This window comes from Ignavibacteriota bacterium (assembly GCA_016212665.1).
Taxonomy (GTDB): domain Bacteria; phylum Bacteroidota; class Ignavibacteria; order UBA10030; family SZUA-254; genus FW602-bin19.
This window is the reverse complement of the sequence record JACREZ010000009.1, coordinates 86,129-110,356: the sequence shown is the minus strand read 5'-3', so window position 1 is coordinate 110,356 and position 24,228 is coordinate 86,129. Positions and strand designations below refer to the sequence as shown.

Below are 24,228 nucleotides of genomic sequence, written 5' to 3'. Positions count from 1 at the left end.
AGAAAGTTTGATAGAATGAGGTATAAAGGAATTCTCGGCAAGAAGATTGGTATGACCAGTGTCTTCGATGAGAAGGGAAGAATGATTCCCTGTACAGTCATCGAAGCAGGTCCTTGTTTTGTTACTCAAATCAAAACAAAGGAAACCGATGGTTATGAAGCGGTTCAGCTTGCCTTTGACGAAAAACGAGAACGCTCGGTCAATAAGCCGGAAAAAGGTCATTTTGACAAAGCAGGCTTGAAAGCAAAAAAAGTTGTGAAGGAATTTAAAGGATTCGACTTATCCCAATTCAAATTGGGTGATGAAATAAAGGTTGATTCCCTGTTTTCTTCAGGTGACGTTATTTCTGTTACCGGAACTTCCAAAGGTCGCGGGTTTCAGGGTGTTGTGAAGCGCCATCATTTTGGCGGCGGATTCAGAACACACGGACAGAGCGATCGTGAGCGCGCGCCGGGTTCTATCGGTTCTAGTTCCTATCCTTCAAGGGTATTCAAAGGAATGTTGATGGCTGGAAGAATGGGCGGTGAAAAAATCACCGTTAAAAATCTTACAGTAGTAAAAGTAATTCCCGAATCAAATCTTTTGTTGGTTCAAGGCTCGGTCGCCGGACATAATAACAGTTATGTAGAGATTTACAAGGAACAAGCGTAAGCTATGAAAGTTGACATTTATAAAAAAGATGGTTCCGTTACCGGTGAGAAGGTAGAACTTCCTGCTTCAGTGTTTGAAGTAGAGCCGAATGACCACGCAATTTATCAGGCTGTACGTGTGTATTTAGCAAACCAACGTCAAGGCACGCACAAGACGAAGACGTATGGTGAAGTGAGCGGAAGCGGTAAAAAGTTGTGGAAACAGAAACACACAGGACGCGCTCGTATGGGTGCTATACGTTCTCCATTATGGAAGGGCGGCGGAACAATTTTTGGTCCGGTTCCGCGTGATTATTCGATGTCCATTCCACAAAAAATGAAATCGCTTGCTCGTAAGTCGGCTTTAACGTATCGTGCGAAAGAAGGAAATATCAAAGTAGTTGAAGATTTTTCTTTCGATACACCAAAAACAAAAGAGATGGTCGCAGTATTGAAATCTCTTGGAATGAATGAAAAAAAGGTATTGCTCCTTCTTCCTGCGAGCGTCTCGACGGTTGTAAAATCCGGAAGAAATCTTCCGAAGTTACATATTATTGAGGCATCGAAGGCGTCAACATATGAGTTGATGGATAATCAAATGATATTGATTCAGAAGAGCGCTATTGAATCGTTAGTGAAATCGTTGTCATAAGTGATAGTATGATTGGAATTATATACAGACCTATTGTAACTGAAAAGTCAACCCAACTCCAAGATAAAGGAATTTATGCTTTTGAAGTTGACCCGGTTGCAAATAAAATTGAAATCGCCCGAGCAGTACAGAAAAAATTCAATGTAAAGGTTGAAAATGTTCGTACGATGAATTACAAGGGCAAAACAAAAACACAGTTAACCCGACGTGGAAGATTCTCCGGAAAAACGGCACACTTCAAAAAAGCTGTTGTGACATTGAAAGCCGGTGATAAAATAGATTTCTTTGAAAATATATAAAGAAAAGAAAAGTTAGAATACCTTCATGGGAATCAGAAAACTAAAACCAAATACGCCCGGAACTCGGTGGATGACAGTTCTGAATTTCGACGAGATTACTCAGTCGAAGCCGGAACGTTCGTTATTGGAGCCGCTCAAAAAATCCGGCGGAAGAAATAACAACGGACATATTACTTCGCGGCATCGCGGCGGAGGACATAAGCGATTTTATCGCATCATTGATTTCAAAAGAAATAAAGTTGGAATTGAAGCAAGGGTTAATTCCATAGAATATGACCCGAATAGATCGGCATTTATTGCTTTATTGATTTATGCTGATGGTGAAAAGCGATATATCATAGCACCGCATGGAGTTAAAGTAGGGGAAAAATTAATGTCGGGACCCGGTGCGGATATTAAAATTGGTAACAGTCTTCCGTTGCTTAACATTCCTGCGGGAGCGTTTGTTCATAATGTAGAACTTCGAGCAGGAAAAGGCGCGCAGCTTGCAAGAAGTGCCGGTTCGTCAGTACAAATTATGGCAAAGGATGGAAATTTTGTTCAAATAAAATTACCTTCCGGTGAAGTGAGAAATGTTCCCAATAACTGTTATGCAACGATTGGAGTTGCAAGTAATTTGGACCATGAAAATATCAGTCTCGGTAAAGCGGGTCGTTCACGATGGCTTGGCATAAGACCACAGTCGCGTGGAGTTGTACAGAATCCTTGTGACCACCCACATGGTGGTGGTGAAGGTAAATCACCGCAAGGCAATCCGCATCCTGTTTCGCCCTGGGGTTGGCATACAAAAGGCATGAAGACGCGAAATCCAAAGGCGCGCTCAAACAAATATATTGTAAAACGTCGAAAGTGAAATTGGTAATCGCATGAGTCGTTCAGTTAAAAAAGGGCCGTTTGTTGATACGAAGCTTTCAAAGAAGTTAGAGACGATGAACAAGGGCGGTCAAAAAAAAGTAATTAAAACATGGTCGCGAGCGTCATTGATTACGCCGGACTTTGTAGGTCACACATTTGCCGTTCACAACGGCAACAAATTTATTCCCGTGTACATACATGAAGGTATGGTAGGACACAAGCTTGGTGAATTCGCACCGACGAGACTCTTTCGCGGACATCCCGGACTAAAAACCGAAGGAGCGACAGGATAATTTTTATGTTAGAAGCAAGAGCATTAAATCGTTATATCAGTACTTCGCCTCGAAAGATGCGTTTGGTTATTGACCTCATTCGCGGCAAATCGGTTGATGAAGCATTGAGTATTTTACATTTCTCTCCAAAGCATGCCTCGAGAGATGCAGAACGAGTTTTATTGTCTGCGGTTTCCAATCTTCATAACAAGGATGAAGGAGCGCGTTTGGAAACGAGTGAAATGTTTGTAAAAGAAGCCTACGTTAATGAAGGTCCTTCTGCAAAAAGAATGTTGCCTGCACCCATGGGGCGGGCATACAGAATGTTAAAGCGTTCAAACCATGTTACAATTGTTGTTGCACAGAAGCCACGCAAAGTGAAAAAAGCTTCAGTCGCAAAGCAGAAACAAACCGAACCAACAAAACAATAGGAGATCGTTTGGGACAAAAAGTACATCCGATAGGATTTCGTTTGGGAACTATTCGCACATGGGACTCAAACTGGTATGATGAAAAAGATTTTGCAGGTAAACTCAAAGAAGACGAGCAGATTCGACAGTATATTCGTAGCCGTTTCAAAAAGGCTGGAGTATCAAAAATATTAATTGAACGCACACCCAAGCGTGCAGCAATAACGATACATACCTCGCGTCCGGGAATCGTCATCGGAAGAAGCGGAAAAGAAATTAGTCAGTTGGAAGAAGAACTGAAGAAAATTACAAACAAAGACGTTAAAATATTTATTAATGAAATCAAGAGACCGGAACTTGATGCATATCTCGTAGCAGAAAATGTTGCATCACAGTTGGAGGGAAGGATTTCATTTAGAAGAGCAATGAAGACGGCAATGACCTCAGCGATGAGGATGGGTGCCGAGGGAATAAAAATTATGTGCGGCGGTCGTTTGGGCGGTGCGGAAATTGCTCGCTCGGAACAATATCGTGAAGGTCGTGTTCCGCTTCATACGGTTCGTGCGGATATTGATTATGCACAGGCGACTGCAAGAACCATTTATGGTGCAATCGGTGTCAAGGTTTGGATCTGCCGTGGTGAAATTCTTGAAAGAATCGGAAAGTAAGTTTAGAAAAATAAAAAATGTTATTACCCAAAAGAGTTAAATATCGAAAAGCACAGCGTGGAAGAATGCGTGGAATTGCCACGCGCGGGGCAACTATTTCTTTCGGAGATTTTGGTTTGAAAGCAATGGAACCCGGTTGGATAACCCAGCGTCAGATTGAGGCATCGCGCGTAGCGTTAACACGTTTGATGAAGCGAGAAGGAAAAGTTTGGATTCGAATTTTCCCCGACAAGCCGGTGACGAAAAAGCCTGCTGAAACCCGTATGGGTAGTGGAAAAGGCGCACCTGAATTTTGGGTTGCCGTAGTGAAACCAGGGACGATTTTGTTTGAACTTGGTGGAATAAATAAAAAAATTGCAGAAGAAGCATTTCATCTCGCGATGCACAAGTTGCCTATTAAAACCAAAGTAGTTGTTCGACCAACGTATGAGGGTGCTTAAAATATGCCGTTAATGAAAGTTACTGAAATGCGCGGAATGGCCGAAGTAGAATTGGCAAAACGCATTCTTGAAGAAGAAGAAAATTTAGCACACTTAAAATTCCAAAAAGCTACTAGTCAGCTTGAAAGCCCGATTAAAATTCGTACGACACGAAGAACGATTGCTCGCATGAGAACGGTTTTACAGGAGCTTCAAACAAAGATGGCTGCAACAGCCAAGACGCAGGAAAAGAAAAATGCTTGAACGAACCGACAAACGTAAGACACGCGTAGGAAAAGTTGTTAGCACGAAGATGCAGAAGAGTATTGTTATTGCAATCGAACGTCGTGTGAAACATGCGTTGTTTAAAAAATATTATAAACTCACAACAAAACTTATGGCGCATGATGAAAAACAAGAGGCTACCATAGGCGATAAAGTGAAGATAATGGAAACACGGCCTATCAGTTCGCGAAAACGATGGAGACTCGTGGAAATTATTGAGAAAGCAAAGTAAGAGAACTATCCATGGTACAGGAAGAAACGAATTTAGTTGTAGCAGATAATTCCGGTGCAAAAAAGGTACGTTGCATTAGAATTTTGGGCGGACATGACAGACGCTATGCAGGTGTCGGAGATTTAATTGTCGTATCTGTGAAGAGCGCAATTCCCGGGGCGGGCGTGAAAAAGGGTGAAGTTTCCCGCGCTGTCGTGGTTAGAACGACAAAAGAGACGCAGCGGAAAGATGGTTCTTATATTCGATTTGATGAGAATGCCGCTGTATTATTGAATGCTCAGGGCGAACCACGAGGAACCCGCATCTTTGGTCCGGTTGCGCGTGAGTTACGCGATAGAAATTACATGAAAATCATTTCGTTAGCGCCTGAAGTATTATAAAAGTTGATTGATATGAATATTCACAAAAATGACCAAGTAAAAGTAATTGCAGGAAATGCACGTGGAAAAACCGGAAAGGTATTGAAGGTTTTTCGTGATGTGGATCGCGTAATCGTTGAAGGCGTAAATATTATTAAACGTCATACTAAGCCCAATGTGAAGAATCCGCAGGGCGGCGTAGTTCAGAAAGAAGCGCCAATTAATGTATCGAATGTGATGGTGATTTGTCCCAAGTGCGGTAAGCAAACTCGTATCGGGCATAAATCAATACAGGATACTATTTCAGCCAGGAAAAAAACCATGCGCATTTGTAGAAAATGCGAAGAAATGTTTTAAGACAAATAAGTAACGATGGCAAAAGATAAAAAGAAAACAGACGCAGCGGAAGAAAAAAAGTCTCCCGCCCAGCAACACGGTGATGAAAAGGGCATTTCGCCCAGAATGTATGAACTCTACACAACTACTGTTATTGCCGATTTGATGAAACGGTTTAATTACAAAAATGTTATGCAGGTTCCGCATCTCAAGAAAATTTGTGTAAATGTTGGTGTCGGCTATGGTACGCAGGATGCAAAAGTAGTTGATACTGTTGCGAAAGACCTTGAACTCATAGTAGGACAAAAAGTAGTAACGACTAAAGCAAAGAAGGCAATTTCAAATTTTAAGTTACGCGAGGGTATCCCGATTGGTATTCGGGTGACCTTACGACGTCAGAGAATGTTTGAGTTTCTTGACAGATTTATTAGTGTCGCTGTTCCGCGTCTTAGAGATTTTCGTGGTTTCTCCGATAAGTCATTTGATGGTAGAGGGAACTATACGCTTGGAATCAAAGAACATATTATTTTCCCTGAAATTGATATTGATAAAGTAACAAGAATGTTCGGTATGGATATTACGTTTGTAACTTCAGCGAATACGGATCAGGAAGCATACGAAATGCTGAAAGCAATCGGGATGCCGTTTGTGAAACGAGACGAACCTGTTGAACAACAATCTTCAGCAAAGTAAGGAACCGCAATGGCAAGATTAGCAATGGTCGCGAAAGCGAAACGAACACCAAAATTTGAAGTACGAAAACATAATCGTTGCGGAGTATGTGGACGTCCGCGGGCATATCTCCGAAAATTCGGCATGTGCAGATTATGCTTCCGTTCACGCGCACTTGATGGAAAAATACCCGGTATTGTGAAAGCAAGTTGGTAAGAAAGAAAGAATGAATACAACAGACCCAATTGCAGATTTTTTAGCTCGCATCAACAATGCAATTCGAGCAGGACATAAAAAAGTTGATATCCCTGCATCGAACATGAAACGAGCGCTCTCAAAAGTTTTAGCAGAACATAATTTTATTAACGGCTATACTGAACTTCAGGATTCTCCTCAGGGAACGATTCGGCTTGCATTGAAATATATGTCAGGCACAAATGCGATTCAAGGATTAAAAAGAGTTAGCCGACCTGGACGAAGGTTGTATGTTCCATCGTCTGAAATTCCCCGCGTGTTAAACGGTTTAGGCATGGCAATTATTTCCACATCGAAGGGAATTTTGACAGATGCTCAAGCTAAAGAAGCAAATGTCGGCGGTGAAGTTTTATGTTTTGTTTGGTAGATTTGAAAGGATAAAGAGTGTCAAGAATTGGCAGAAAACCTGTTCCGGTAGCAAAGGGTGTGAAGATTGAAAAATCATCTGACATACTCAAAGTGAAGGGACCCAAAGGAGAGTTAACGGCAAAAGTACCAACTTCAATTAGTATTGAAGTCAAGGAATCAGAATTATTTATCACCCGTTCTTCTGATGAAAAAAGTCAACGTGCTTTACATGGAACATGGCGCGCACTCATTAATAATTTGGTAAAGGGTGTTTCGGAAGGATTTCAACGCAAACTTGAAATTGTGGGCGTCGGTTACAAGGCTGAAATGAAAGGGAAGAGACTTCAATTAAACCTGGGGTATTCTCATCCGATTATTTTCGTCCCGCCGGACTCCGTTAAGGTTGAAGTTCCTATTCCGACGAACATTTTAGTTTCAGGAATTGATAAACAATTAGTCGGTCAGGTTGCATCGAAAATTCGTTCCTTCAGACCACCGGAACCTTACAAGGGTAAAGGAGTGAAGTATGAAGGTGAATATATTAGAAGAAAAGCAGGTAAAGCCGCGGCAACAGCCGGAGCGAAATAAGCATGAGTACAAAAACACATAGTTCCCGACGGGAGCGAATAAAAAAGCATATTGAGAAAACCGTTCGCGGTACGACAGCACGTCCTCGCTTGGTTGTGTATCGAAGTTTGAAACACATCTATGCTCAACTTGTTGATGATACGAGTTCAAAAACAGTACTCGGAGTTTCAACATTGTCTGAAGGTGTGAAAACCGTGTTACAAACAGGTGCAAAAGATAAAAAATCAATTGCGAAGCAAGTTGGAATTGCGGTAGCAAAAAAAGCAATTGAGAATAATATCAAGACAGTTGTATTCGATAGAAACGGATACCAATATCATGGAGTCGTGAAGTCGTTAGCAGAAGGTGCACGAGAAGGCGGATTAGTTTTCTAAGCACGCAACCGTTCGTACGGCTTCGAGCATTGCCGGATCGTCTAATGGTAGGACAGCGGCCTTTGGAGCCGTCAGTCATGGTTCGAATCCATGTCCGGCAGCAAATAAATAAAAGTATGAAATTTATCTATCATCGTTTTACATTTGGAGAATCGTTTGAAAAGAGTTAAAGCAAGTGAATTAGACCTCAAGGATCGGTTAGTAGCAATCAACCGTGTCGCAAAGGTAGTGAAAGGCGGTAAACGCTTTAGCTTCAGTGCGCTCGTTGTTGTTGGTGACGGAAATGGTCACGTAGGTATCGGTCTGGGAAAAGCAAACGAAGTTCAGGACGCAGTCGCAAAAGGCGTAGAAGAAGCCAAAAAGAATGTTGTAAAAGTGAACATAGGCAGAGGAACTATTCCTCATGCAGTTCTCGGACGTTTTGGCGCGTCAAGAGTTATGTTGAAACCGGCTTCACCCGGAACAGGACTTATTGCCGGTGGCGGTGTGAGAGCAGTGTTGGAGTCTGCCGGTGTAAAAGATGTTTTAACGAAATCCATTGGCTCATCGAATCCTCAAAATGTCGTGAAAGCGACAATGCAGGGATTAATGACCTTACGTGATGCCGCGGCGGTAGCGATGAACCGCGGTACATCAATTAATAAATTATTCAGTATGACTGTAGAAGCAACGACGAACTAAAACTATGGCAAAGAAACTTCGAATAACACAGCTTGTCAGCCAGATTGACTGTTTGGAAAAACAAAAACGTACTATTGAAGCGCTTGGACTCGGACGACCATCATATTCAGTGATTAAATCTGATACACCAATCATTCGCGGGATGATCACACGAGTACGACATCTCATTAAAGTCGAAGAAATAGACGCAGCTTAAATTTACAAGTAAGAGTTTAATACAATGACAAAAGGTCTTAATAATTTACAGTACGCAGAAGGTTCACGGAAACGCGTAAAGCGCATAGGTCGTGGACAAGGTTCGGGGCATGGCGGTACAGCGACGAAAGGAAACAAAGGAGCGCACTCACGTTCCGGCGCAAAGTTTCGTAATTGGTTTGAAGGCGGACAGATGCCTTTAAACCGTCGTATCCCTAAAGTCGGTTTCTTCAGTCCGTTCCGGGTAGAATATCAAGCGGTAAACGTTGCACGTCTTGAAGAACTTGCAAGTAAGGGAAAACTTACGGCAGAAAAAATTGACCCTGCATTTTTATTTTCTATAGGTGCGATTTCTTCACGAACTCAGCCGGTTAAGATTCTTGGCGAAGGGGAAATCAAAACAAAGTTGAACATTGTTGCTCACGCTTTTAGTGAGACAGCAAAACAAAAAATTGAATCAGCAGGCGGTTCAGCACAAACAGTTGCAACAAGTTCACGGTAAGAAGTGAAACACGATGGTTAGATTAAGCGAAAGTTTTCGAAATATCTTCAAGATTCAGGAATTAAAGCAGCGAATAATTTACACTGCTTTACTCTTGATTGTCGTTCGTATTGGCTCACATGTTACGCTTCCCGGTGTTGATGGGAAAGTGCTTGTCGAAGCAACCAAGAGCCGTGTAGGTGACACACTTTTCGGCTTGTATGATTTATTCGTCGGTGGTGCATTCAGTAATGCCGCCGTTTTTGCGCTTGGTATCATGCCGTACATCAGTGCCTCAATTATTATTCAGTTACTTGGCGCTGTCATTCCTTATTTCCAGAAATTGACAAAAGAAGGAGAAGAAGGAAGAAAAAAGATTACTCAACTTACGCGTTATGGAACCGTGTTTATCTCCATTCTGCAAGCATGGGGAATGAGTGTTCAGTTGATGAGTATGAATGCAGGCGGAGTTCCCATCGTTCATGCGGCGGTGAGTCCGTTTATGTTTCAATTCTCGACGATGATTGTTCTCACTGCAGGAACAATTTTTGTCATGTGGCTTGGAGAGCAAATAACTGAACGAGGAATAGGTAATGGTATTTCATTGATTATCTTTATTGGTATCATTGCTCGTTTCCCTAACGCGATACTCGATGAATTTCAGTTATTGCGCTCAGGAGTTCGTGGACCGATTATCGAATTAATTATTCTCGCGCTCATGGTGTTAATCGTAGCAGGTGTTATTATGATTACACAGGCGACTCGAAGAATTCCTGTTCAATATGCAAAGCGAGTGGTCGGACGAAAAGTGTACGGTGGAGTTACTCAGTACATTCCGATGCGTGTAAATACAGCAGGCGTTATGCCAATTATTTTTGCACAGTCGCTCATGTTCATACCGAACACGATTCTGACATTCTTCCCGGACAGTGAATTTATGCAGTCAATTGCAGGGTATTTTCAATACACTTCGATTACCTATTCGGTTGTGTATGCGTTAATGATTATCTTCTTCACATATTTTTACACAGCAGTCGCATTCAACCCGAAAGACGTTGCTGAAAACATGCAGAAGCAAGGCGGCTTTATTCCCGGTATTCGACCCGGAAAACATACTTCAGATTTTATTGATAACATTCTCACGAAGATTACACTTCCCGGTTCAATTTTTCTTGCCATCGTAGCAATTCTTCCGGGGTTCATGATGAACATGGGTGTTACTTCAAGTTTTGCAAGTTTCTTTGGCGGTACGAGTTTGTTGATTATCGTTGGCGTTGGTCTTGATACATTACAACAAATTGAATCTCATTTGTTGATGCGCCACTACGATGGATTTATGAAGAGCGGTAAGCTCAAAGGCAGAAGATTTTAATTGGTAAGATGGTTCTGCTCTTTGTCAGCAGGATATGTCGAAAGCATTAATTAAATCTCCGTATGAAATTGAACTCATACGAAACAGCAGTCGGATTGTCGCTGAAGTATTAAGATTGTTAGGTCAGATAATTCGCCCGGGAATCAGTACAAAAGAATTAGATAGTTTTGCTGAGGATTTCATTCGCTCGCAAGATGCTGTTCCGGCGTTCAAAGGTTACGGATTTAACAAGCATAATAAATTTCCGGCAAGTATTTGTGCCTCGGTTGATGACCAGGTTGTTCATGGAATTCCGAATGACTACCATCTAAAAGAAGGGGAAATTATCTCCATTGATGTCGGAGTAAAGAAAAATAATTACTTCGGTGATGGTGCGTGGACGTATCAAGTCGGAAGAATATCTGACGCGAAACTGCGGCTGTTGAGAATAACAGAAGAGTCACTGTACGAGGGAATAAAGCAAGCGACAAACGGAAATCGTGTTTGCGATATTTCTCAGGCAGTACAAACACATGTAGAAAGTAACGGGTACTCGGTCGTCAGAGAATTAGTTGGTCATGGAGTTGGAAGACAACTTCATGAGAAGCCGAATATCCCGAACTTTACAGAAAAAAGCCCGACGATGAAATTAGTGCCGGGCATGACAATCGCAATTGAGCCGATGGTGAATGCAGGTGCGTACGATGTGTTTACCGATTCGGACGGTTGGACAGTAAAAACAGAAGATGGGTTTCCATCTGCTCACTTTGAGCATACGGTTTTAATAACGGAAAATGGCGCAGAAATATTAACAGTGTAAGGAACTGAATGGCAAAACAAGGTCCCATTACAATTGATGGAGTGATAACTGATACATTGCCCAACGCGATGTTCCGTGTGAAACTCGACAATGGACATGAGATATTGGCAGTCATCTCCGGTAAAATGAGAATGAATTATATAAGAATATTAGTTGGCGATAAAGTCACAGTCGAAATGTCGCCATACGATTTGACTAAAGGACGTATCATCTACAGATATAAATGAGTAAGAAATGAAAGTTCGTTCATCAGTAAAGAAATTATGTGATAATTGTAAAATTATCAAACGCAACGGCGTTGTGCGGATTATTTGTAAAAATCCAAAACACAAACAACGTCAGGGTTAATCAGTAACAATTAAGTGAAAGGGTAATACCGCGTGGCTCGTATCGCCGGAGTTGATTTACCAAAACAAAAACGTTCAGAAATTGGTCTGACATATATCCATGGCATCGGCAGAACAAGTGCGAAGAAAATTCTTACTTCTGCAGGTGTGGATTTTAATAAACGCGTAAGTGAGTTAACGGATGAAGAAGTAGCAAAAATCCGTTCCATTATTACAAGCGATTTTAAGGTCGAAGGCGCATTACGCAGTGAAGTGCAAATGAACATCAAACGATTGATGGACATTAACTGTTATCGCGGTCTCCGTCATCGGAAAGGATTACCTGTGCGCGGACAACGTACGAAAACAAACTCGCGTACGCGCAAAGGGAAACGTAAGACAGTCGCCGGCAAGAAGAAAGCCGCAGCGAAGAAGTAATTTCAGAACAGGATTATTATGGCAAAACAAAGTAGTGCTTCTGCGGCTGCAGCAAAAAAGAAACGCCGCGTTCAGGTTGATGTTACCGGGAAAGTTTTTATCAAGGCAACATTCAACAATGTCCAGGTAACTATTGCCGATGTCTATGGCAATGTTATCAGTTGGTCTTCAGCAGGAAGAAACGGATTCAAAGGTTCACGGAAAAATACCCCGTTTGCCGCTCAGGTTTCAGCAGAAGCCGCCGCAAAGGAAGCGTACGACTTAGGATTACGGAAAGTGGATGTCTTTGTCAAAGGTCCGGGTTCCGGTCGTGAAGCGGGCATTCGTTCATTGACTACCTGCGGATTGGAAGTTCTGAGTATTCGGGACATCACGCCGATTCCACACAACGGTTGCCGACCACCAAAACGCCGTCGTGTCTAATTCAGTTTTATTGTATTGTTGATCAAGTAAGGAAAATATGGGTCGTTATTTAGATTCAAGTTGTCGTTTATGCCGAAGAGAACGTACGAAGTTGTTCCTCAAAGGAACAAAGTGCTTCACTGAAAAATGTCCGGTTGAGCGGAGAGGGTATCCTCCTGGCCAGCATGGACAATCTCGCCGTCAGAAAACGTCGGAGTACGGAGTTCAGCTTCGCGAGAAGCAGAAAATCCGTCGTATGTATGGATTAATGGAAGAACAATTTCATCAGTATTTTGAAAAAGCATTAGCCCAGCCCGGAAGAACGGGCGAAAACTTAGTGAAATTGTTAGAACGTCGGTTGGATAATGTTGTGTACCGTATGGGATTTGCTCCATCGCGCAAAGCAGCGCGGCAACTTGTCAATCATGGACATTTGTTGGTCAACGATAAAGTGGTAACAATACCATCGTATCTCATTCGCCCCGGTGAAGTAGTACAAATCCGGGAGCGGAGTAAGAAAATGGAAGTTTTTCATTCTTCGATGAAGCGCATAAAAGATACAATGCTACCGACATGGGTAAGTTTAGACAAAGCAAAAATGGCAGGAACGTTCTTGAGTATTCCGGAGCGTGCTGACATTCCGCTGAATGCAAACGAACAACTTGTTGTTGAGCTTTATTCAAAGTAATTGCAGGATTATCGAAAAGGAAACACATGGGAACACCCAATTTTCAGATGCCGGATAAAATCCAGCTCGATGAAGCGAGTTATACCGATTCATTCGGTCGATTCAGTCTTCAGCCGCTCGAGAAAGGATTTGGCGTCACAATCGGAAATGCGTTCAGGAGAGTTTTGTTATCATCACTCCCCGGCGTCGCATTTACGAGTCTCCATATTCGCGGCGTTCAGCACGAATTCTCAACCATCCCGGGAGTCGTTGAAGACCTCGTTGAACTCATCCTCAATTTGAAATCAGTCCGTATGAAATTAGTGGACAAGAAAATTTCGAATGTTGAGTTACAACTCTCCGGTCCGAAACGAATTACTGCCGCTGATTTTCAAAAGGCAAATCCGGGAATCGAAATTCTCAACCCCGACCTTCACATTGCCACGATGAATGCAGGCGCTGAGATTGATATGGAATTGAATATCGGGAAAGGACGTGGATATGTTTCTTCGGAAGAAAATAAACGTCCCGACCAACCGATGGGAACGATTGCCATTGATTCCATTTTTACTCCGATTAAAAACGTTCGTTATTTTATTGAACAGACACGAGTCGGTCAACAGACCGATTACGAAAAACTGATTCTTGAAGTAGAGACGGATGGTTCCATAACACCGGACGATGCGCTGGTACAATCGGCAAAGATTCTCAATGAGCATGTGAACCTGTTTCTCCAGTTTCAATTCCGCGGCGAAAGCGCAGAGGAATTGAAAGAGAAAGACATGGAACACGCCCGTATCAAAAAAATCCTTACAACGGATATTGATGATTTGGAATTATCCGTTCGTTCGCACAACTGCCTTCGTGCGGCAAACATTAAAACAATTTCCGACCTTGTTCGAAAGGATGAGGGGGAGTTGCTCAAGTTCAGGAATTTCGGTAGAAAATCCCTTGCCGAATTGACAGAACTCGTGGAAACAAATGGTCTCACGTTCGGTATGGACGTTGACAAATACTTGAAAGAAGTTGTAAAGTAATCATCATCGGATAGAATTTAGAAATGCGTCACAGAAAAGCAGGTAGAAAATTAAAACGAACGGCAAGCCACAGGAAAGCGCTCTTATCGAATCTTTCCACTTCTGTTCTTCGTCATAAGAAAGTGAAAACTACGCTTGCCAAAGCGAAGGAAGTTCGTATGCTTGTTGATAAACTTATCACGCGGGCAAAGAACACACTCGGAACAGAAAATGTTGCCGCAGGAGTTCATGCACGCCGAATGGTTGCACGGTACGTAAAAGACAGAGCAGTCGTTAAAGAACTCTTCACTGAAATCGCACAGAAAGTTGCCGAGAGACCGGGCGGTTATACCCGCGTGGTCAAATTAGGTCAACGTTGGGGCGATGGCGGCGAAGTTGCTATCGTCGAGTTGGTGGATTATAATACCGGGCAGGCAGCGCCGAAGAAACCGACGGAAAAGAAGAAAGCAAAGGAAACCGAAGCGACCGCTTAATAAGTCATCTTAGATTATCAATGAATGGACTTCACGTAACTGTGGAGTCCTTTTTTTTTTGCCTCGTCAATAGTTTAGGTCTGCCGTTTATTGTATCAGATATTCCCTATGAAGTTCCCGGAGAATCTTTATTTTTTCTTCCAGAGATTTATCCGTGAAATCATAGGATGTTTCCCCACCGGAAAACGCGCCGCTGATTGCTCCGACAAGAAAACCTGTTGCGGCTCCCAGCACCGCTCCCCCTAACGCATGTCCGGCAGGTCCGATATCAATAAAACCGCCGCGGGGTTTGGTGTACGAAGCAATACCGATAACACCACCTGCAACTGTACCGACGAGCGTTCCTGTCCCTGCTCGTTTCCAAAAAGAGGATTCTATGTACTGGTGTAACGACTTCACTGAATCAACAGGAAGGGAGACGATACCATTTTGCGTTTGGAATACAACCGTATCTCTTTGTAAACTACTAATCGTAACTTCACGCAATGTATCCAGAGAACGTGTTACGACCGTCCACGCGGGAGATTGTGAGAATATAAGAACAGGAGATATGAACGTTAACATCAATGTTGCAATGAGAAAAAATTTCATGTGTGTACTGTAGTAGTGGAAAATAGAGGTGAACAGCGGCTACAATATCGAAAGATAAACAAAGGTATGAGAGATTTCGAGTCAGTTTAAAATTGTTGAATGATAGTAGGACAGACACTTGCTTATGTCTGTCCTACAACTTTGAAAGGATCTCGAAGACTGAAACGATGCGAATACCTATTTGAGTATCATAAACTTTTTTGTTTCAACAAAATTCCCGCTTTGCAATCGGAAAAAATACAGACCTGTCGGGACTGTTGCACCTGAAAACATTTCCTGATAGTTTCCGGCATCTCGTTTTTCATTCACCAGAGTTTCGATTTCGTGCCCCTGTATATCGAATATCTTCAATGTAACGAATGATGCCTTCGGTAATTCAAATGAAATGGTGGTGCTTGGATTACATGGATTCGGGTAATTCTGTTGTAAGGTAAAATCAGATGGAAGGAGTTCTTCCTGAACTGAAACAATATCGGCGGTTTTATACAGCATGCCGGTAGCGCTCGCATAGACATATCCATTGAAGAGTGCGAAACTTTTTACTCCATCCGAGTTGATGCCGGTGCCTGTGCGGTTTGTCCACGTTGCTCCGTTGTCGGCTGATGTAAAAACTTTTCTATCTCTTGTTCCCAGAAAGAGAAGACCCTGATGTACTTCCAAACAATACGGTTCGTTCGATGTTGTTGTTTTTGTCCACGTATTCCCTTCATCGCTCGAGCGATAAAGACTACTGTCGGATGTTCCGCAAACGAGGATGCCATTGCTTACAGTTAAACCGCCATCCTTCGTATTGATTGGAGAATTGCTCAGCGTCGTGAAGGTTTCACAGACATCAGTAGATTTATGAATCCCCGTGTATGCTCGTACATAGAAGTTGCCATTCAATCGTACAATGTTTTTCGAAATGCCTTCATACAATTCGCTATAGGTCCAGGTTGTTCCGCCGTCTATGGATTTTGTTATTTTCGGGTTGCTTTTCCAACCGGCAATGATGGTATCGCCGTTTGCATACAATGTGGTGTTCAATGTTCCTGCGTTAGGAGCGGCACCTGAGAGTTCAGTCCAGTTTGCGCCGAAGTCAACCGACTTATAGAGTTTCCCCATCGCCCCGGAATATAACACGCCATTGAAGTTATGGATGGTGACATTATAATACACATTGGAATACACGGGAGTCATTCCGGTAACAGCATGAACCCATGTAGTTCCGTCAGTTGTGTAATAGACGCCGAGTGCAGTTGCAATAAATAATTTATTGTCGGCAACGAGCATTTGCTCGACAGAAGGATACGGCGTTGTGGCTGTTGTCCATTGTTGGGCGTTGAGTTGAACAGTGAACGCAATCATGATTATTGTTATAAGGTAAGGTATTTTCATTGTAGTTATTTCCTATTTTGTTTGCTATTGTCGCGTCAAGGAATGGTCGATGACGCCCGAGAAAAAAACACTTATTGAGTAGTGAAAATAACGTGCGAGTTTTTAACTAACTTTTTTAACCTTCAATGTTAAATCAACTCGCTCAACAATTTCGACCACATGACCTTTTTCAAGTATTTCATCTGATTGAGCATACCAAACAGTTCCGTGGTATTCTACCTTCCCATCAAGTTTATTGGGTTCAATTTTTGACAATACTATTGCTTTTTCTCCTTTGATGTCATCAAAGGATTGACCTGGCTTGAGTTTACCAAATATTTTTCCTTTGAATGTATCACTTAATGTATTTCTGAAAAATACAAGTGAAACTAATGAAATGATAAGAAACATTAATATCTGAACAGTCAGTGAATCAATTATTCCTATCCAAGTAATCATAGCAACTATAAAAGCACCAATTCCAAAAAAGAAAAAAATGAATCCATAATTATAGATTTCAACCAACAAAAAAAATATTCCCAGCAAAAACCAGAATAATGCTGATGTCAAAAAAGTATTCATAGTTATTTGATGCGTTTATTTGACTTCTTTCTTCATCATATCAAATATTTTTCCAAATGATCCAACAATTCCGGCAACATTTGAAAGATCGGAAGGTATGATCATTGTATTGTTGGTCTTTGCCAACTTTCCAAATTCGTCGAGATAGTGTTCAGCAATTCGAAGATTAACTGCATCCATTCCTCCTTGTTCATTTATTGCTGTAGCAATTTCGCGGATTCCTTTTGCCGTCGCTTGTGCCACTCTTTCTATTTCCTGTGCTCTTCCTTCTGCTTCATTGATTCGTTTCATTCTTTCACCTTCGGAGACTGCTATTGCTTGCTGTTTCTCCCCTTCAGCACGATTAATTTTTGCTTGCCTATCGCCTTCTGATTCTGCAATCAAGGCTCTTTTTTCCCTCTCTGCTCTCATTTGTTTCTCCATCGCATCTTTTATACTTGTAGGTGGTATTATATTTTTTATTTCGTGTCTGGTAACTTTCAAACCCCAAGGTGACGATGCTTTATCTACTGCTGCAACGATCTCTGCATTGATATTTCCCCTTTCCTCAAACGTTTTGTCTAATTCAATTTTACCTATTTCACTTCGCATTGTTGTCTGAGCGAGTTGTGTTGTTGCAAACACATAATTTGTTACTCCATAAGATGCTTTTACAGGATCGAATATCTGCATGTATAATATCCCGTCAACTTCAACCGCAATGTTGTCTTTTGTAATGCATGATTGAGGTTGAACCTCGACAACCATCTCTTTCATGGAATGCTTATATGCAACTTTGTCCAAAAATGGTATTAAAATATGAAAACCTGCCTCAAAAGTTACATGATATTTTCCCAACCTCTCAATAATAAAAACTGTTTTTTGAGGGACCACTCGGGCAGATTTCAATAAGACTATGATAATGAAGAGAGTCAGTACGAGAAAGATTGCTATTTCCATTTTGTTTCTCCTTTCGAATTTAAATATATGTTAGTAAACCGATAATAATGTACAGTAAAAAAATATTGTGCTTGTATGAAATAAATTGATTGTCCTGTCGGGACTTCCGTCCCGACAGTTTTTTATACTTAAACGATTTATCAATCATCCCACCACCGCGCTATAAATTTCGCTCGGGTTTCCCATTTCGCCGCGGGTGTTTTCCCAGAACAAAATATAATAGACCGTCTTTCCTAAATCGGACTGTTGGAACGAGTAGAAATAGGGAGAGTTTGTATCGAATCCCGCGTGGAAACATTCACGGTAATCGGCAGGCGGCGGTCCGCCAATCTTCATATAGACTTGCACCCCGCGATATTTATCCGGTTTCTTTTTCTTCAACGGTGTTGCCGAGTCAACGAAATATACTTTGTGTTGGAGGTGAAGAGAAAAATCAATCCGCACAATCGGGATGGTGGATGGGCGGTTCGCGCGGGTTTTGACTGTGTCGCGTTGTGGTAAGTTTAATGCGGCGAGGTCATCGTTGGTAACGGTTTCGCTTGCATACACTTTCTTGATGTCACGCCTGAGTTCCGCTTCGAGCGCCTGTCGTGCAGTATTTTTTTCCTGCTTCGCCGCCCGCGCCGCATTTTGTGCGACGATATCGGCGGCGTATTTTGCCTGCCATGCATCGCTCAATGTTTGCATGTTTGATTTGTTGGTATCTGTTAAGCCGAACTTTGCGTGGTCGGCTTCGGTTTTCGCCCGAAAGTTTGATTGAAAATGATCAAACTCATTATCGGGTTCTGGAATATTATCCATGACTGTCATTCCTTCTGTATGTGTTGAGAATATTGTTGATTAAAAAAAAACTCTTTCACAATGACAATAAATCTATTCTACCATTCAGTGAGGTACTTCCGTACTTCAGGAACACTCCGGCGATACTCAGTGAGTGGTTTCCCAATATCAGTGAATGATTTCCGTAATTCAGTGAACGGTTTCCGAAACTCAGTGAACCATTTCCGAAGTTCAGTGAACCATTTCCTAAGTTCAGTGAACCATTTCCGAAGTTCAGTGAACGGTTTCCGAAGTTCAGTGAGCGATTTCCGAAGCTCAGTGAGCGGCTCACTGAAGGTTATTTTACCCAAAATGGGCTATTTTTGATGATTGTTGAAATTGGTAGGCTTGTGGACTGCTCGCAAGTCTATCTTCCGCCGAGGCGGAAATATCATCTTTTTGTACAATTTTTGGACAAAGAACGATGCCCGTTTTCCCTGAAATACTTCGGGCTTGTTTGATGATAATAACTTGGGAGTTTGTTCTTCCCTTTACGTGGTGCTAATGTTAGAAAAGTTCTGGAAATAAGCAAGCGTTTTATTGAAAATATTTTCTATTTGTGAGTGGTGATTTGTGAGTAGTGAGTAAATCATACCATTTAATCAATCCTAAAATCAAGATGGTCTAATCACAAATCCCGAATCACTACTCACTACTCACTAATCACCAACACATCTTGGCATATCATCTCTAAAAAAGGTATATTTGCACGCCTATTTTGAAATCATCAGTTACAAAATCGCAATACATTCTCACAATACTTATCAAACAAATGAAACGCTTTAACTTTTTTTCGCTTCTGATTCTTGCAACGTTGCTCACGTTATCATCAGTGAGTGCGCAGGAAAAATATGATTCAGCCGCCATTGCTCAAATCAAAGATGAAGGAATGAATCGCTCGCTCGTGATGGAATTTATGAGTTATCTGACCGATGTCTATGGACCTCGCCTGACCTATTCTCCCGGCTACATGCGCGCCGCCGAGTGGGCAAAGCAGAGATTAAGCGCAATGGATTTGAGTGATGTTCATATCGAATCGTGGACACCAATGGGCAAGCCGTGGACGTTAAAAAAATATTCTGCAAACGTGCTTGCCGCGCAAAACTTTCCGCTGATTTCTTTCCCGAAAGCATGGTCGCCCGGAACGAAAGGAGCGGTAACAGGAGAGTTGTTGTATCTCGATGCGACGACTGACAGCGCACTCGATACATACAAAGGTAAGTTGAAAGGGAAATATATTTTATTGAATGATGTGCGTGAAGTAAAAGCGCACTTCGAACCGGAAGCAACACGTGAAGCAGATTCGACATTGTTACAAATGGCAAATGCCGATATGCAACAGCGCGGGCGCGGCGGTCGGAGACAATTCGAGATGACTCCGGAAATGAAAAAGCGCGCGTTAGTTGATTTTCATAAAATGGAAATGGCTGAGAAAGAGGGCGCACTTGGAATCCTCACAATAAGCCGCGGCGATGGTGGAAATATATTTGTTCAAGGGGCGAGTGTTGCCGCTCATCCCGATACTCCGTTTACAAAACGAGTAAGTGCGCAAGACCCGAAAGCGCCGAAAATTCTTCCTCAGTTTTCCGTCGGAGTTGAGCATTACAATCGCCTCGTTCGGATGATTCAAAAAGGAGAGAAGCCGAAGTTGGAAATCAATCTCGAAGTAGAAATGGCAAAAGCGGATTCAGGATACAATATTATTGCAGAGATTCCCGGAACGGATTTGAAAGATGAAATTGTGATGATAGGCGCGCACTTCGACTCGTGGCAAGGAGGAACCGGAGCGACGGACAATGCAACCGGCTCATCAGTCTGCATGGAAGCGATGAGAATTTTGAAAACGCTCGGCTTGAAACCAAGACGAACAATTCGTATCGCATTATGGGGCGGAGAAGAACAGGGATTGATTGGCTCACGTGAATATGTGAAAGCGCATTTCGGAGAACGGGTTGATGCAACGGAACCGAATGGAGTACCGACATACAATTACAAACCGGATGCAGAAAAGTTTTCCGCATACTTTAACAATGATAACGGAACCGGAAAAGTGCGGGGCATTTACATGCAAGGAAACGAAGCAACCCGTCCGATTTTCCGTTCGTGGTTGAAGCCGTTTGAAAGTATGGGCGCATCAACAATCACCATCCGTAATACGGGCGGGACAGACCATCAATCGTTCGATGGAATGTTACTCCCCGGTTTCCAATTCATTCAAGACCAAATTGAATACAGTTCACGCACACATCACTCAACGATGGATGTGTATGAACGCGCTCAGACGGAAGATTTGAAACAAGCATCAGTCATCATGGCGGCGTTTGCATACAACGCGGCAATGCGCGACGAGAAGTTTCCCCGTAAACCAATGCCGAAACCAGAAGCCCCGGCGCATGGAAGTAATTGATTTGTACTTGGTACTTTGTCCTTTGTTGAAAGTCATTTGTCATTAGTCAATGGTCATTGGTCATTTGATAGTAGAATTTTTACTTCATGGAGTTTGTGCTTAGTACTCTGTACTTTGTACTCAAATACTCAAATACTTTTTTAAATTTTTAATTTTTAACTTTGAATTGAGAAGAAGTGAGTTTATTAGTAGTAGGTTCCTTAGCATTAGATACAGTTGAAACACCATTCGGAAGCGTGAAGGACGCGCTTGGCGGTTCAGCGACATATATTTCGACGGCGGCAAGTTATTTCCTTGAGCCGATTCGAATGGTCGGAGTTGTCGGCGGCGATTTTCCAAAGAGCGCAATCGAGTTTTTGGAAGAACGCCATGTTGATACGGAAGGATTACAAATCATCGAAGATGAAAAAACATTTCGGTGGGGCGGTCGTTATCATTACGATTTGAATGCCAGGGATACATTGTTCACAGAGTTGAATGTGTTTGAGCATTTCAATCCGATAATTCCCGAATCGTACAAAGGTTCAACCTACGTTTGTCTCGGCAACATTGACCCGACGTTGCAACGCCGCGTTGTCGAGCAACTCGATAAGCCGCGACTCATTGTCGGCGACACAATGAACTTTTGGATAGACCGAAAGCATAAAGAGTTGATGAAAACGCTTGAATTGATGGACATTCTCATCATTAATGATTCCGAAGTTCGTCTGCTCGCGCAAGACCCGAACCTTGTTCGGGGCGCAAGAAAAATTTTGAAAATGGGACCGAAAGTTCTCATCATTAAAAAAGGAGAGCATGGCGCGTTGCTCTTCACTGAGAAAACATATTTCTCCGCTCCGGCATTTCCGTTAGAAAGTATTTACGACCCGACAGGTGCAGGTGATACATTTGCCGGCGGTTTCATCGGTTGGATTGCGCGGACGGATGATTTATCAGAAGAGAATTTCCGTCGTGCAGTGATTTACGGAAGCACTCTCGCTTCGTTTTGTGTCGAGCGGTTTAGTCTCGAACGATTCAACGATTTGACGTACTTGGAAATTCAGGACCGTTTCCACGAGTTCCGGCAATTAACGAAGTTCGACGATTTGACTCTTTCGTAATTATGAAAGCAATACAATGGGAGTATGATGTTGTAAAATTTATTGACCAAACGAAACTTCCCTTTGAAGAATATTATGTTCGCACAGTAAATTATCAGACCATTGTTGAGGCGATTGTATCATTACAAATTCGCGGAGCGCCGTTAATCGGGATTGCCGCAACGTATGCAGTCGCGTTGGCGGCTCAGAGATTGCTTCAGGCAGACCTTCCGACATTCAAAAGTGAACTCAAAAAAGTTATTAACAAACTGAAAGCAACAAGACCGACAGCGGTGAATTTGTTTAGTTGCCTTGAAATAATGGAGAAGGTAATTGAAAGGATTCAAGATGTTCCGACGGGCATCGGGCTTCTCCAAGAGGAGTCGTCGAATATACATCAGCGAGAAATGTCATATTGCTATTTTCTCGGAAAGCATGGAAATACTCTTCTCCCCGCTCAGGCAAATGTTCTGACAATTTGTAATACAGGCGATTTGGCTACAGCCGGTGCAGGCGGGACTGCGCTTGGAGTTGTTGTCACTGCATCAAAGAAGAAAAAAATAAAAGTGTTTGCATGTGAAACCCGACCGTTGCTTCAAGGCGCGCGATTGACAACGTGGGAATTGATGAAGCGAGGCATTGATGTAACCTTAATAACTGATAGTATGGCGGCATCGTTGATGAAGACGAAGAAGATTGATTGCGTGTTGACCGGCGCCGACAGAATTGCACGCAACGGAGATACGGCGAACAAAATCGGTACATACGGCTTGGCCGTGCTTGCAAAACATCATTCAATTCCGTTCTATGTCATCGCCCCGACATCAACAATTGATACGTCAATTGAAGATGGAACTCAGATTCCTATCGAAGAACGGGATGCTAACGAAGTGAGAGAAGTCTTTGGGACTCCCATCGCGCCCAGCGATGTTCAAGTTTGGAATCCTTCGTTCGATGTCACACCACATGATTTAATCTCGGCAATTGTTACTGAGAATGGAATTCAGTACCCGCCGTTTCAATTGTAATGTCAATGGTCATTGGTCATTTGTTATTAGTCATTCGTCAGTAGTGATTTATTTATTGATAATGTGTAATAGGCCATTTTTCATTTTGCTTTTTTAATTTTTCATTGTTAGTTGTAAAGACAGAAGCCATTGTTCTCCGAACAATCAAGTTCAAAGAATCGAGTAAGATTGTTACGTTCTACACGAAAGAACTGGGGCGCGTTGGTGCAATTGTAAAAGGGGCGCGCCGGGCAAACAGTAAAATAGGCGCGGCGCTTGAGCCGATGTCGCATGTGCAGATTGTACTGTATATCAAAGAGGGGAGAGAAGTTCAAACGGTCGGGCAGTGCGCTTTGCTTTATTCGTATCATCACTTCGCCGCCGACCTTGAGAAACTCTCCGTCGGTTTATCCATCATCGAACTTGTGTATGACATTGCCCACGAACAGGAACAGAACATTCCATTGTTTGAGTTGATGGCAGATTCACTTGCTACGGTGAATAAAACTTCCGCCACCACTGCGATATTATTTTTCTTCATGCTGAAGTTGGCGGAACTTTTAGGATTCGCACCAGTGTTTGGTAACTGTCATCTTTGTAAAAAGGAAATCAACCGGGAGCCGAACGCAGGCAAATGGTTGATGTTCGACTTGCATAAAGGTTCTCCTGTGTGCGAACATTGTTCACCTGCACAACATGGATTGTTTAAAATTTCAGCAGCGGCATTGAACAAACTTCAGCAATTATCGTTTAAAACAACTTCTGATATTGGTGGATTTACGCTTGAACAAAAAGAAGAACACGAAATTGAAGAATTTTTTGCTCGATACTTTCAGTCGCATGTTACGGGTTTCAAGCAATTACGTTCACGGAAAATCTATCACACAAGCAATGACACACGGTGAAACAAGTTTGAAAAAATCA

Annotated in this window: 39 protein-coding genes and 1 tRNA gene; 34 read left to right on the top strand and 6 right to left on the bottom strand. The window is 42.4% G+C overall.

What is annotated here, in order from left to right:
* The first annotated feature begins 15 nt into the window (after nt 1-15).
* The 30 genes from rplC to rplQ all read left to right on the top strand — a co-directional run bounded on the left by rplC (nt 16) and on the right by rplQ (nt 14,524).
* Nucleotides 16-651: a 50S ribosomal protein L3 gene (gene rplC, locus HY960_03495; GenBank protein ID MBI5214797.1), complete on the top strand. Its 636-nt coding sequence runs from the start codon at nt 16-18 to the stop codon at nt 649-651.
* Nucleotides 652-654: 3 nt separating this feature from the next.
* Complete coding sequence (rplD, locus tag HY960_03490; protein ID MBI5214796.1) at nt 655-1,281, top strand: 50S ribosomal protein L4; 627 nt, start codon at nt 655-657, stop codon at nt 1,279-1,281.
* An 11-nt stretch (nt 1,282-1,292) separates the two neighbouring features.
* Nucleotides 1,293-1,580: a 50S ribosomal protein L23 gene (gene rplW, locus HY960_03485; protein MBI5214795.1), complete on the top strand. Its 288-nt coding sequence runs from the start codon at nt 1,293-1,295 to the stop codon at nt 1,578-1,580.
* Nucleotides 1,581-1,605: 25 nt separating this feature from the next.
* Nucleotides 1,606-2,433, top strand: a complete 828-nt coding sequence (gene rplB, locus HY960_03480) for a 50S ribosomal protein L2 (protein MBI5214794.1) — start codon at nt 1,606-1,608, stop codon at nt 2,431-2,433.
* Nucleotides 2,434-2,446: 13 nt separating this feature from the next.
* Entirely contained in the window at nt 2,447-2,728 is a 282-nt protein-coding gene (gene rpsS / locus HY960_03475) for a 30S ribosomal protein S19 (protein ID MBI5214793.1), read from the top strand.
* Between the two features lie 5 nt (nt 2,729-2,733).
* Nucleotides 2,734-3,138, top strand: coding sequence for a 50S ribosomal protein L22 (gene rplV, locus HY960_03470; protein MBI5214792.1), 405 nt, complete (start codon nt 2,734-2,736; stop codon nt 3,136-3,138).
* Nucleotides 3,139-3,146: 8 nt separating this feature from the next.
* Nucleotides 3,147-3,785, top strand: coding sequence for a 30S ribosomal protein S3 (rpsC, locus tag HY960_03465; protein MBI5214791.1), 639 nt, complete (start codon nt 3,147-3,149; stop codon nt 3,783-3,785).
* A gap of 17 nt (nt 3,786-3,802) precedes the next feature.
* Complete coding sequence (gene rplP, locus HY960_03460; protein ID MBI5214790.1) at nt 3,803-4,225, top strand: 50S ribosomal protein L16; 423 nt, start codon at nt 3,803-3,805, stop codon at nt 4,223-4,225.
* Between the two features lie 12 nt (nt 4,226-4,237).
* Nucleotides 4,238-4,468, top strand: coding sequence for a 50S ribosomal protein L29 (rpmC, locus tag HY960_03455; GenBank protein MBI5214789.1), 231 nt, complete (start codon nt 4,238-4,240; stop codon nt 4,466-4,468).
* Nucleotides 4,461-4,721: a 30S ribosomal protein S17 gene (gene rpsQ / locus HY960_03450; GenBank protein ID MBI5214788.1), complete on the top strand. Its 261-nt coding sequence runs from the start codon at nt 4,461-4,463 to the stop codon at nt 4,719-4,721. The genes rpmC and rpsQ overlap by 8 nt, the downstream gene beginning before the upstream one ends.
* Nucleotides 4,722-4,732: 11 nt before the next feature.
* Complete coding sequence (gene rplN, locus HY960_03445; protein MBI5214787.1) at nt 4,733-5,101, top strand: 50S ribosomal protein L14; 369 nt, start codon at nt 4,733-4,735, stop codon at nt 5,099-5,101.
* A gap of 12 nt (nt 5,102-5,113) precedes the next feature.
* On the top strand, nt 5,114-5,437 hold the full coding sequence (locus HY960_03440) for a 50S ribosomal protein L24 (GenBank protein ID MBI5214786.1): 324 nt from the start codon (nt 5,114-5,116) through the stop codon (nt 5,435-5,437).
* Between the two features lie 15 nt (nt 5,438-5,452).
* Complete coding sequence (rplE, locus tag HY960_03435) at nt 5,453-6,109, top strand: 50S ribosomal protein L5 (GenBank protein ID MBI5214785.1); 657 nt, start codon at nt 5,453-5,455, stop codon at nt 6,107-6,109.
* A 9-nt stretch (nt 6,110-6,118) separates the two neighbouring features.
* Nucleotides 6,119-6,304 carry a type Z 30S ribosomal protein S14 gene (locus tag HY960_03430; protein MBI5214784.1) on the top strand — a complete coding sequence of 62 codons (186 nt, stop codon included), beginning with the start codon at nt 6,119-6,121 and terminating at the stop codon, nt 6,302-6,304.
* 10 nt (nt 6,305-6,314) lie between these two features.
* On the top strand, nt 6,315-6,710 hold the full coding sequence (rpsH, locus tag HY960_03425) for a 30S ribosomal protein S8 (protein MBI5214783.1): 396 nt from the start codon (nt 6,315-6,317) through the stop codon (nt 6,708-6,710).
* A gap of 17 nt (nt 6,711-6,727) precedes the next feature.
* Entirely contained in the window at nt 6,728-7,279 is a 552-nt protein-coding gene (gene rplF / locus HY960_03420; protein ID MBI5214782.1) for a 50S ribosomal protein L6, read from the top strand.
* 2 nt (nt 7,280-7,281) lie between these two features.
* Nucleotides 7,282-7,653, top strand: coding sequence for a 50S ribosomal protein L18 (locus tag HY960_03415; GenBank protein MBI5214781.1), 372 nt, complete (start codon nt 7,282-7,284; stop codon nt 7,651-7,653).
* 30 nt (nt 7,654-7,683) lie between these two features.
* A tRNA-Gln gene (locus tag HY960_03410) sits at nt 7,684-7,754 on the top strand.
* Nucleotides 7,755-7,797: 43 nt separating this feature from the next.
* A complete protein-coding gene (gene rpsE / locus HY960_03405; protein ID MBI5214780.1) occupies nt 7,798-8,334 on the top strand; it encodes a 30S ribosomal protein S5 in 537 nt (178 codons plus the stop codon).
* A gap of 4 nt (nt 8,335-8,338) precedes the next feature.
* The gene (rpmD, locus tag HY960_03400; protein MBI5214779.1) at nt 8,339-8,530 is read left to right on the top strand and encodes a 50S ribosomal protein L30; all 192 of its coding nucleotides are present in this window, start codon (nt 8,339-8,341) and stop codon (nt 8,528-8,530) included.
* Nucleotides 8,531-8,554: 24 nt separating this feature from the next.
* On the top strand, nt 8,555-9,031 hold the full coding sequence (gene rplO / locus HY960_03395; GenBank protein ID MBI5214778.1) for a 50S ribosomal protein L15: 477 nt from the start codon (nt 8,555-8,557) through the stop codon (nt 9,029-9,031).
* A 13-nt stretch (nt 9,032-9,044) separates the two neighbouring features.
* A complete protein-coding gene (secY, locus tag HY960_03390; protein ID MBI5214777.1) occupies nt 9,045-10,382 on the top strand; it encodes a preprotein translocase subunit SecY in 1,338 nt (445 codons plus the stop codon).
* Between the two features lie 34 nt (nt 10,383-10,416).
* On the top strand, nt 10,417-11,181 hold the full coding sequence (gene map, locus HY960_03385; protein ID MBI5214776.1) for a type I methionyl aminopeptidase: 765 nt from the start codon (nt 10,417-10,419) through the stop codon (nt 11,179-11,181).
* 8 nt (nt 11,182-11,189) lie between these two features.
* Nucleotides 11,190-11,408 (top strand): translation initiation factor IF-1, encoded by a 219-nt coding sequence (gene infA / locus HY960_03380; protein MBI5214775.1) that lies wholly within the window; start codon nt 11,190-11,192, stop codon nt 11,406-11,408.
* Between the two features lie 7 nt (nt 11,409-11,415).
* Nucleotides 11,416-11,529, top strand: a complete 114-nt coding sequence (gene rpmJ / locus HY960_03375) for a 50S ribosomal protein L36 (GenBank protein MBI5214774.1) — start codon at nt 11,416-11,418, stop codon at nt 11,527-11,529.
* Nucleotides 11,530-11,561: 32 nt separating this feature from the next.
* Nucleotides 11,562-11,945 (top strand): 30S ribosomal protein S13, encoded by a 384-nt coding sequence (rpsM, locus tag HY960_03370; GenBank protein ID MBI5214773.1) that lies wholly within the window; start codon nt 11,562-11,564, stop codon nt 11,943-11,945.
* 18 nt (nt 11,946-11,963) lie between these two features.
* On the top strand, nt 11,964-12,368 hold the full coding sequence (rpsK, locus tag HY960_03365) for a 30S ribosomal protein S11 (protein ID MBI5214772.1): 405 nt from the start codon (nt 11,964-11,966) through the stop codon (nt 12,366-12,368).
* Between the two features lie 37 nt (nt 12,369-12,405).
* Nucleotides 12,406-13,035 (top strand): 30S ribosomal protein S4, encoded by a 630-nt coding sequence (rpsD, locus tag HY960_03360; GenBank protein ID MBI5214771.1) that lies wholly within the window; start codon nt 12,406-12,408, stop codon nt 13,033-13,035.
* Between the two features lie 26 nt (nt 13,036-13,061).
* The gene (locus HY960_03355) at nt 13,062-14,051 is read left to right on the top strand and encodes a DNA-directed RNA polymerase subunit alpha (protein MBI5214770.1); all 990 of its coding nucleotides are present in this window, start codon (nt 13,062-13,064) and stop codon (nt 14,049-14,051) included.
* A gap of 23 nt (nt 14,052-14,074) precedes the next feature.
* Complete coding sequence (rplQ, locus tag HY960_03350) at nt 14,075-14,524, top strand: 50S ribosomal protein L17 (protein ID MBI5214769.1); 450 nt, start codon at nt 14,075-14,077, stop codon at nt 14,522-14,524.
* An 87-nt stretch (nt 14,525-14,611) separates the two neighbouring features.
* On the opposite strand, the gene HY960_03345 is transcribed toward rplQ, so the two are convergent.
* From HY960_03345 to HY960_03320, 6 genes are all read right to left on the bottom strand, one after another.
* On the bottom strand, nt 14,612-15,115 hold the full coding sequence (locus HY960_03345) for a glycine zipper family protein (protein MBI5214768.1): 504 nt from the start codon (nt 15,113-15,115) through the stop codon (nt 14,612-14,614).
* A 177-nt stretch (nt 15,116-15,292) separates the two neighbouring features.
* Complete coding sequence (locus HY960_03340) at nt 15,293-16,492, bottom strand: T9SS type A sorting domain-containing protein (protein ID MBI5214767.1); 1,200 nt, start codon at nt 16,490-16,492, stop codon at nt 15,293-15,295.
* A 102-nt stretch (nt 16,493-16,594) separates the two neighbouring features.
* Nucleotides 16,595-17,053 carry an NfeD family protein gene (locus HY960_03335; GenBank protein ID MBI5214766.1) on the bottom strand — a complete coding sequence of 153 codons (459 nt, stop codon included), beginning with the start codon at nt 17,051-17,053 and terminating at the stop codon, nt 16,595-16,597.
* A 15-nt stretch (nt 17,054-17,068) separates the two neighbouring features.
* On the bottom strand, nt 17,069-17,992 hold the full coding sequence (locus HY960_03330) for an SPFH/Band 7/PHB domain protein (GenBank protein ID MBI5214765.1): 924 nt from the start codon (nt 17,990-17,992) through the stop codon (nt 17,069-17,071).
* Between the two features lie 144 nt (nt 17,993-18,136).
* The gene (locus HY960_03325; protein ID MBI5214764.1) at nt 18,137-18,793 is read right to left on the bottom strand and encodes a hypothetical protein; all 657 of its coding nucleotides are present in this window, start codon (nt 18,791-18,793) and stop codon (nt 18,137-18,139) included.
* Between the two features lie 55 nt (nt 18,794-18,848).
* Nucleotides 18,849-19,103 carry a hypothetical protein gene (locus tag HY960_03320; protein ID MBI5214763.1) on the bottom strand — a complete coding sequence of 85 codons (255 nt, stop codon included), beginning with the start codon at nt 19,101-19,103 and terminating at the stop codon, nt 18,849-18,851.
* Between the two features lie 480 nt (nt 19,104-19,583).
* On the opposite strand from HY960_03320, the gene HY960_03315 reads away from it, so the two are divergent.
* The 4 genes from HY960_03315 to recO all read left to right on the top strand — a co-directional run bounded on the left by HY960_03315 (nt 19,584) and on the right by recO (nt 24,209).
* Complete coding sequence (locus HY960_03315; protein ID MBI5214762.1) at nt 19,584-21,218, top strand: M20/M25/M40 family metallo-hydrolase; 1,635 nt, start codon at nt 19,584-19,586, stop codon at nt 21,216-21,218.
* A gap of 176 nt (nt 21,219-21,394) precedes the next feature.
* Complete coding sequence (locus tag HY960_03310; GenBank protein MBI5214761.1) at nt 21,395-22,318, top strand: sugar kinase; 924 nt, start codon at nt 21,395-21,397, stop codon at nt 22,316-22,318.
* A 2-nt stretch (nt 22,319-22,320) separates the two neighbouring features.
* Entirely contained in the window at nt 22,321-23,325 is a 1,005-nt protein-coding gene (gene mtnA, locus HY960_03305) for an S-methyl-5-thioribose-1-phosphate isomerase (protein MBI5214760.1), read from the top strand.
* A 104-nt stretch (nt 23,326-23,429) separates the two neighbouring features.
* Complete coding sequence (gene recO / locus HY960_03300) at nt 23,430-24,209, top strand: DNA repair protein RecO (protein MBI5214759.1); 780 nt, start codon at nt 23,430-23,432, stop codon at nt 24,207-24,209.
* The last annotated feature ends 19 nt before the right edge of the window (nt 24,210-24,228 follow it).

Excerpts from the sequence above, each read along its gene's own strand:
- rplC (MBI5214797.1), top strand. The coding sequence starts at position 16 with ATGAGGTATAAAGGAATTCTCGGCAAGAAGATTGGTATGACCAGTGTC.
- rplD (MBI5214796.1), top strand. The coding sequence starts at position 655 with ATGAAAGTTGACATTTATAAAAAAGATGGTTCCGTTACCGGTGAGAAG.
- rplB (MBI5214794.1), top strand. The coding sequence starts at position 1,606 with ATGGGAATCAGAAAACTAAAACCAAATACGCCCGGAACTCGGTGGATG.
- rpsS (MBI5214793.1), top strand. The coding sequence starts at position 2,447 with ATGAGTCGTTCAGTTAAAAAAGGGCCGTTTGTTGATACGAAGCTTTCA.
- rplV (MBI5214792.1), top strand. The coding sequence starts at position 2,734 with ATGTTAGAAGCAAGAGCATTAAATCGTTATATCAGTACTTCGCCTCGA.
- rplP (MBI5214790.1), top strand. The coding sequence starts at position 3,803 with ATGTTATTACCCAAAAGAGTTAAATATCGAAAAGCACAGCGTGGAAGA.
- rpmC (MBI5214789.1), top strand. The coding sequence starts at position 4,238 with ATGAAAGTTACTGAAATGCGCGGAATGGCCGAAGTAGAATTGGCAAAA.
- rpsQ (MBI5214788.1), top strand. The coding sequence starts at position 4,461 with ATGCTTGAACGAACCGACAAACGTAAGACACGCGTAGGAAAAGTTGTT.
- rplN (MBI5214787.1), top strand. The coding sequence starts at position 4,733 with ATGGTACAGGAAGAAACGAATTTAGTTGTAGCAGATAATTCCGGTGCA.
- HY960_03440 (MBI5214786.1), top strand. The coding sequence starts at position 5,114 with ATGAATATTCACAAAAATGACCAAGTAAAAGTAATTGCAGGAAATGCA.
- rplE (MBI5214785.1), top strand. The coding sequence starts at position 5,453 with ATGGCAAAAGATAAAAAGAAAACAGACGCAGCGGAAGAAAAAAAGTCT.
- HY960_03430 (MBI5214784.1), top strand. The coding sequence starts at position 6,119 with ATGGCAAGATTAGCAATGGTCGCGAAAGCGAAACGAACACCAAAATTT.
- rpsH (MBI5214783.1), top strand. The coding sequence starts at position 6,315 with ATGAATACAACAGACCCAATTGCAGATTTTTTAGCTCGCATCAACAAT.
- HY960_03415 (MBI5214781.1), top strand. The coding sequence starts at position 7,282 with ATGAGTACAAAAACACATAGTTCCCGACGGGAGCGAATAAAAAAGCAT.
- rpmD (MBI5214779.1), top strand. The coding sequence starts at position 8,339 with ATGGCAAAGAAACTTCGAATAACACAGCTTGTCAGCCAGATTGACTGT.
- rplO (MBI5214778.1), top strand. The coding sequence starts at position 8,555 with ATGACAAAAGGTCTTAATAATTTACAGTACGCAGAAGGTTCACGGAAA.
- secY (MBI5214777.1), top strand. The coding sequence starts at position 9,045 with ATGGTTAGATTAAGCGAAAGTTTTCGAAATATCTTCAAGATTCAGGAA.
- map (MBI5214776.1), top strand. The coding sequence starts at position 10,417 with ATGTCGAAAGCATTAATTAAATCTCCGTATGAAATTGAACTCATACGA.
- infA (MBI5214775.1), top strand. The coding sequence starts at position 11,190 with ATGGCAAAACAAGGTCCCATTACAATTGATGGAGTGATAACTGATACA.
- rpmJ (MBI5214774.1), top strand. The coding sequence starts at position 11,416 with ATGAAAGTTCGTTCATCAGTAAAGAAATTATGTGATAATTGTAAAATT.
- rpsK (MBI5214772.1), top strand. The coding sequence starts at position 11,964 with ATGGCAAAACAAAGTAGTGCTTCTGCGGCTGCAGCAAAAAAGAAACGC.
- rpsD (MBI5214771.1), top strand. The coding sequence starts at position 12,406 with ATGGGTCGTTATTTAGATTCAAGTTGTCGTTTATGCCGAAGAGAACGT.
- HY960_03355 (MBI5214770.1), top strand. The coding sequence starts at position 13,062 with ATGGGAACACCCAATTTTCAGATGCCGGATAAAATCCAGCTCGATGAA.
- rplQ (MBI5214769.1), top strand. The coding sequence starts at position 14,075 with ATGCGTCACAGAAAAGCAGGTAGAAAATTAAAACGAACGGCAAGCCAC.
- HY960_03345 (MBI5214768.1), bottom strand. The coding sequence starts at position 15,115 with ATGAAATTTTTTCTCATTGCAACATTGATGTTAACGTTCATATCTCCT.
- HY960_03340 (MBI5214767.1), bottom strand. The coding sequence starts at position 16,492 with ATGAAAATACCTTACCTTATAACAATAATCATGATTGCGTTCACTGTT.
- HY960_03335 (MBI5214766.1), bottom strand. The coding sequence starts at position 17,053 with ATGAATACTTTTTTGACATCAGCATTATTCTGGTTTTTGCTGGGAATA.
- HY960_03330 (MBI5214765.1), bottom strand. The coding sequence starts at position 17,992 with ATGGAAATAGCAATCTTTCTCGTACTGACTCTCTTCATTATCATAGTC.
- HY960_03325 (MBI5214764.1), bottom strand. The coding sequence starts at position 18,793 with ATGGATAATATTCCAGAACCCGATAATGAGTTTGATCATTTTCAATCA.
- HY960_03315 (MBI5214762.1), top strand. The coding sequence starts at position 19,584 with ATGAAACGCTTTAACTTTTTTTCGCTTCTGATTCTTGCAACGTTGCTC.
- mtnA (MBI5214760.1), top strand. The coding sequence starts at position 22,321 with ATGAAAGCAATACAATGGGAGTATGATGTTGTAAAATTTATTGACCAA.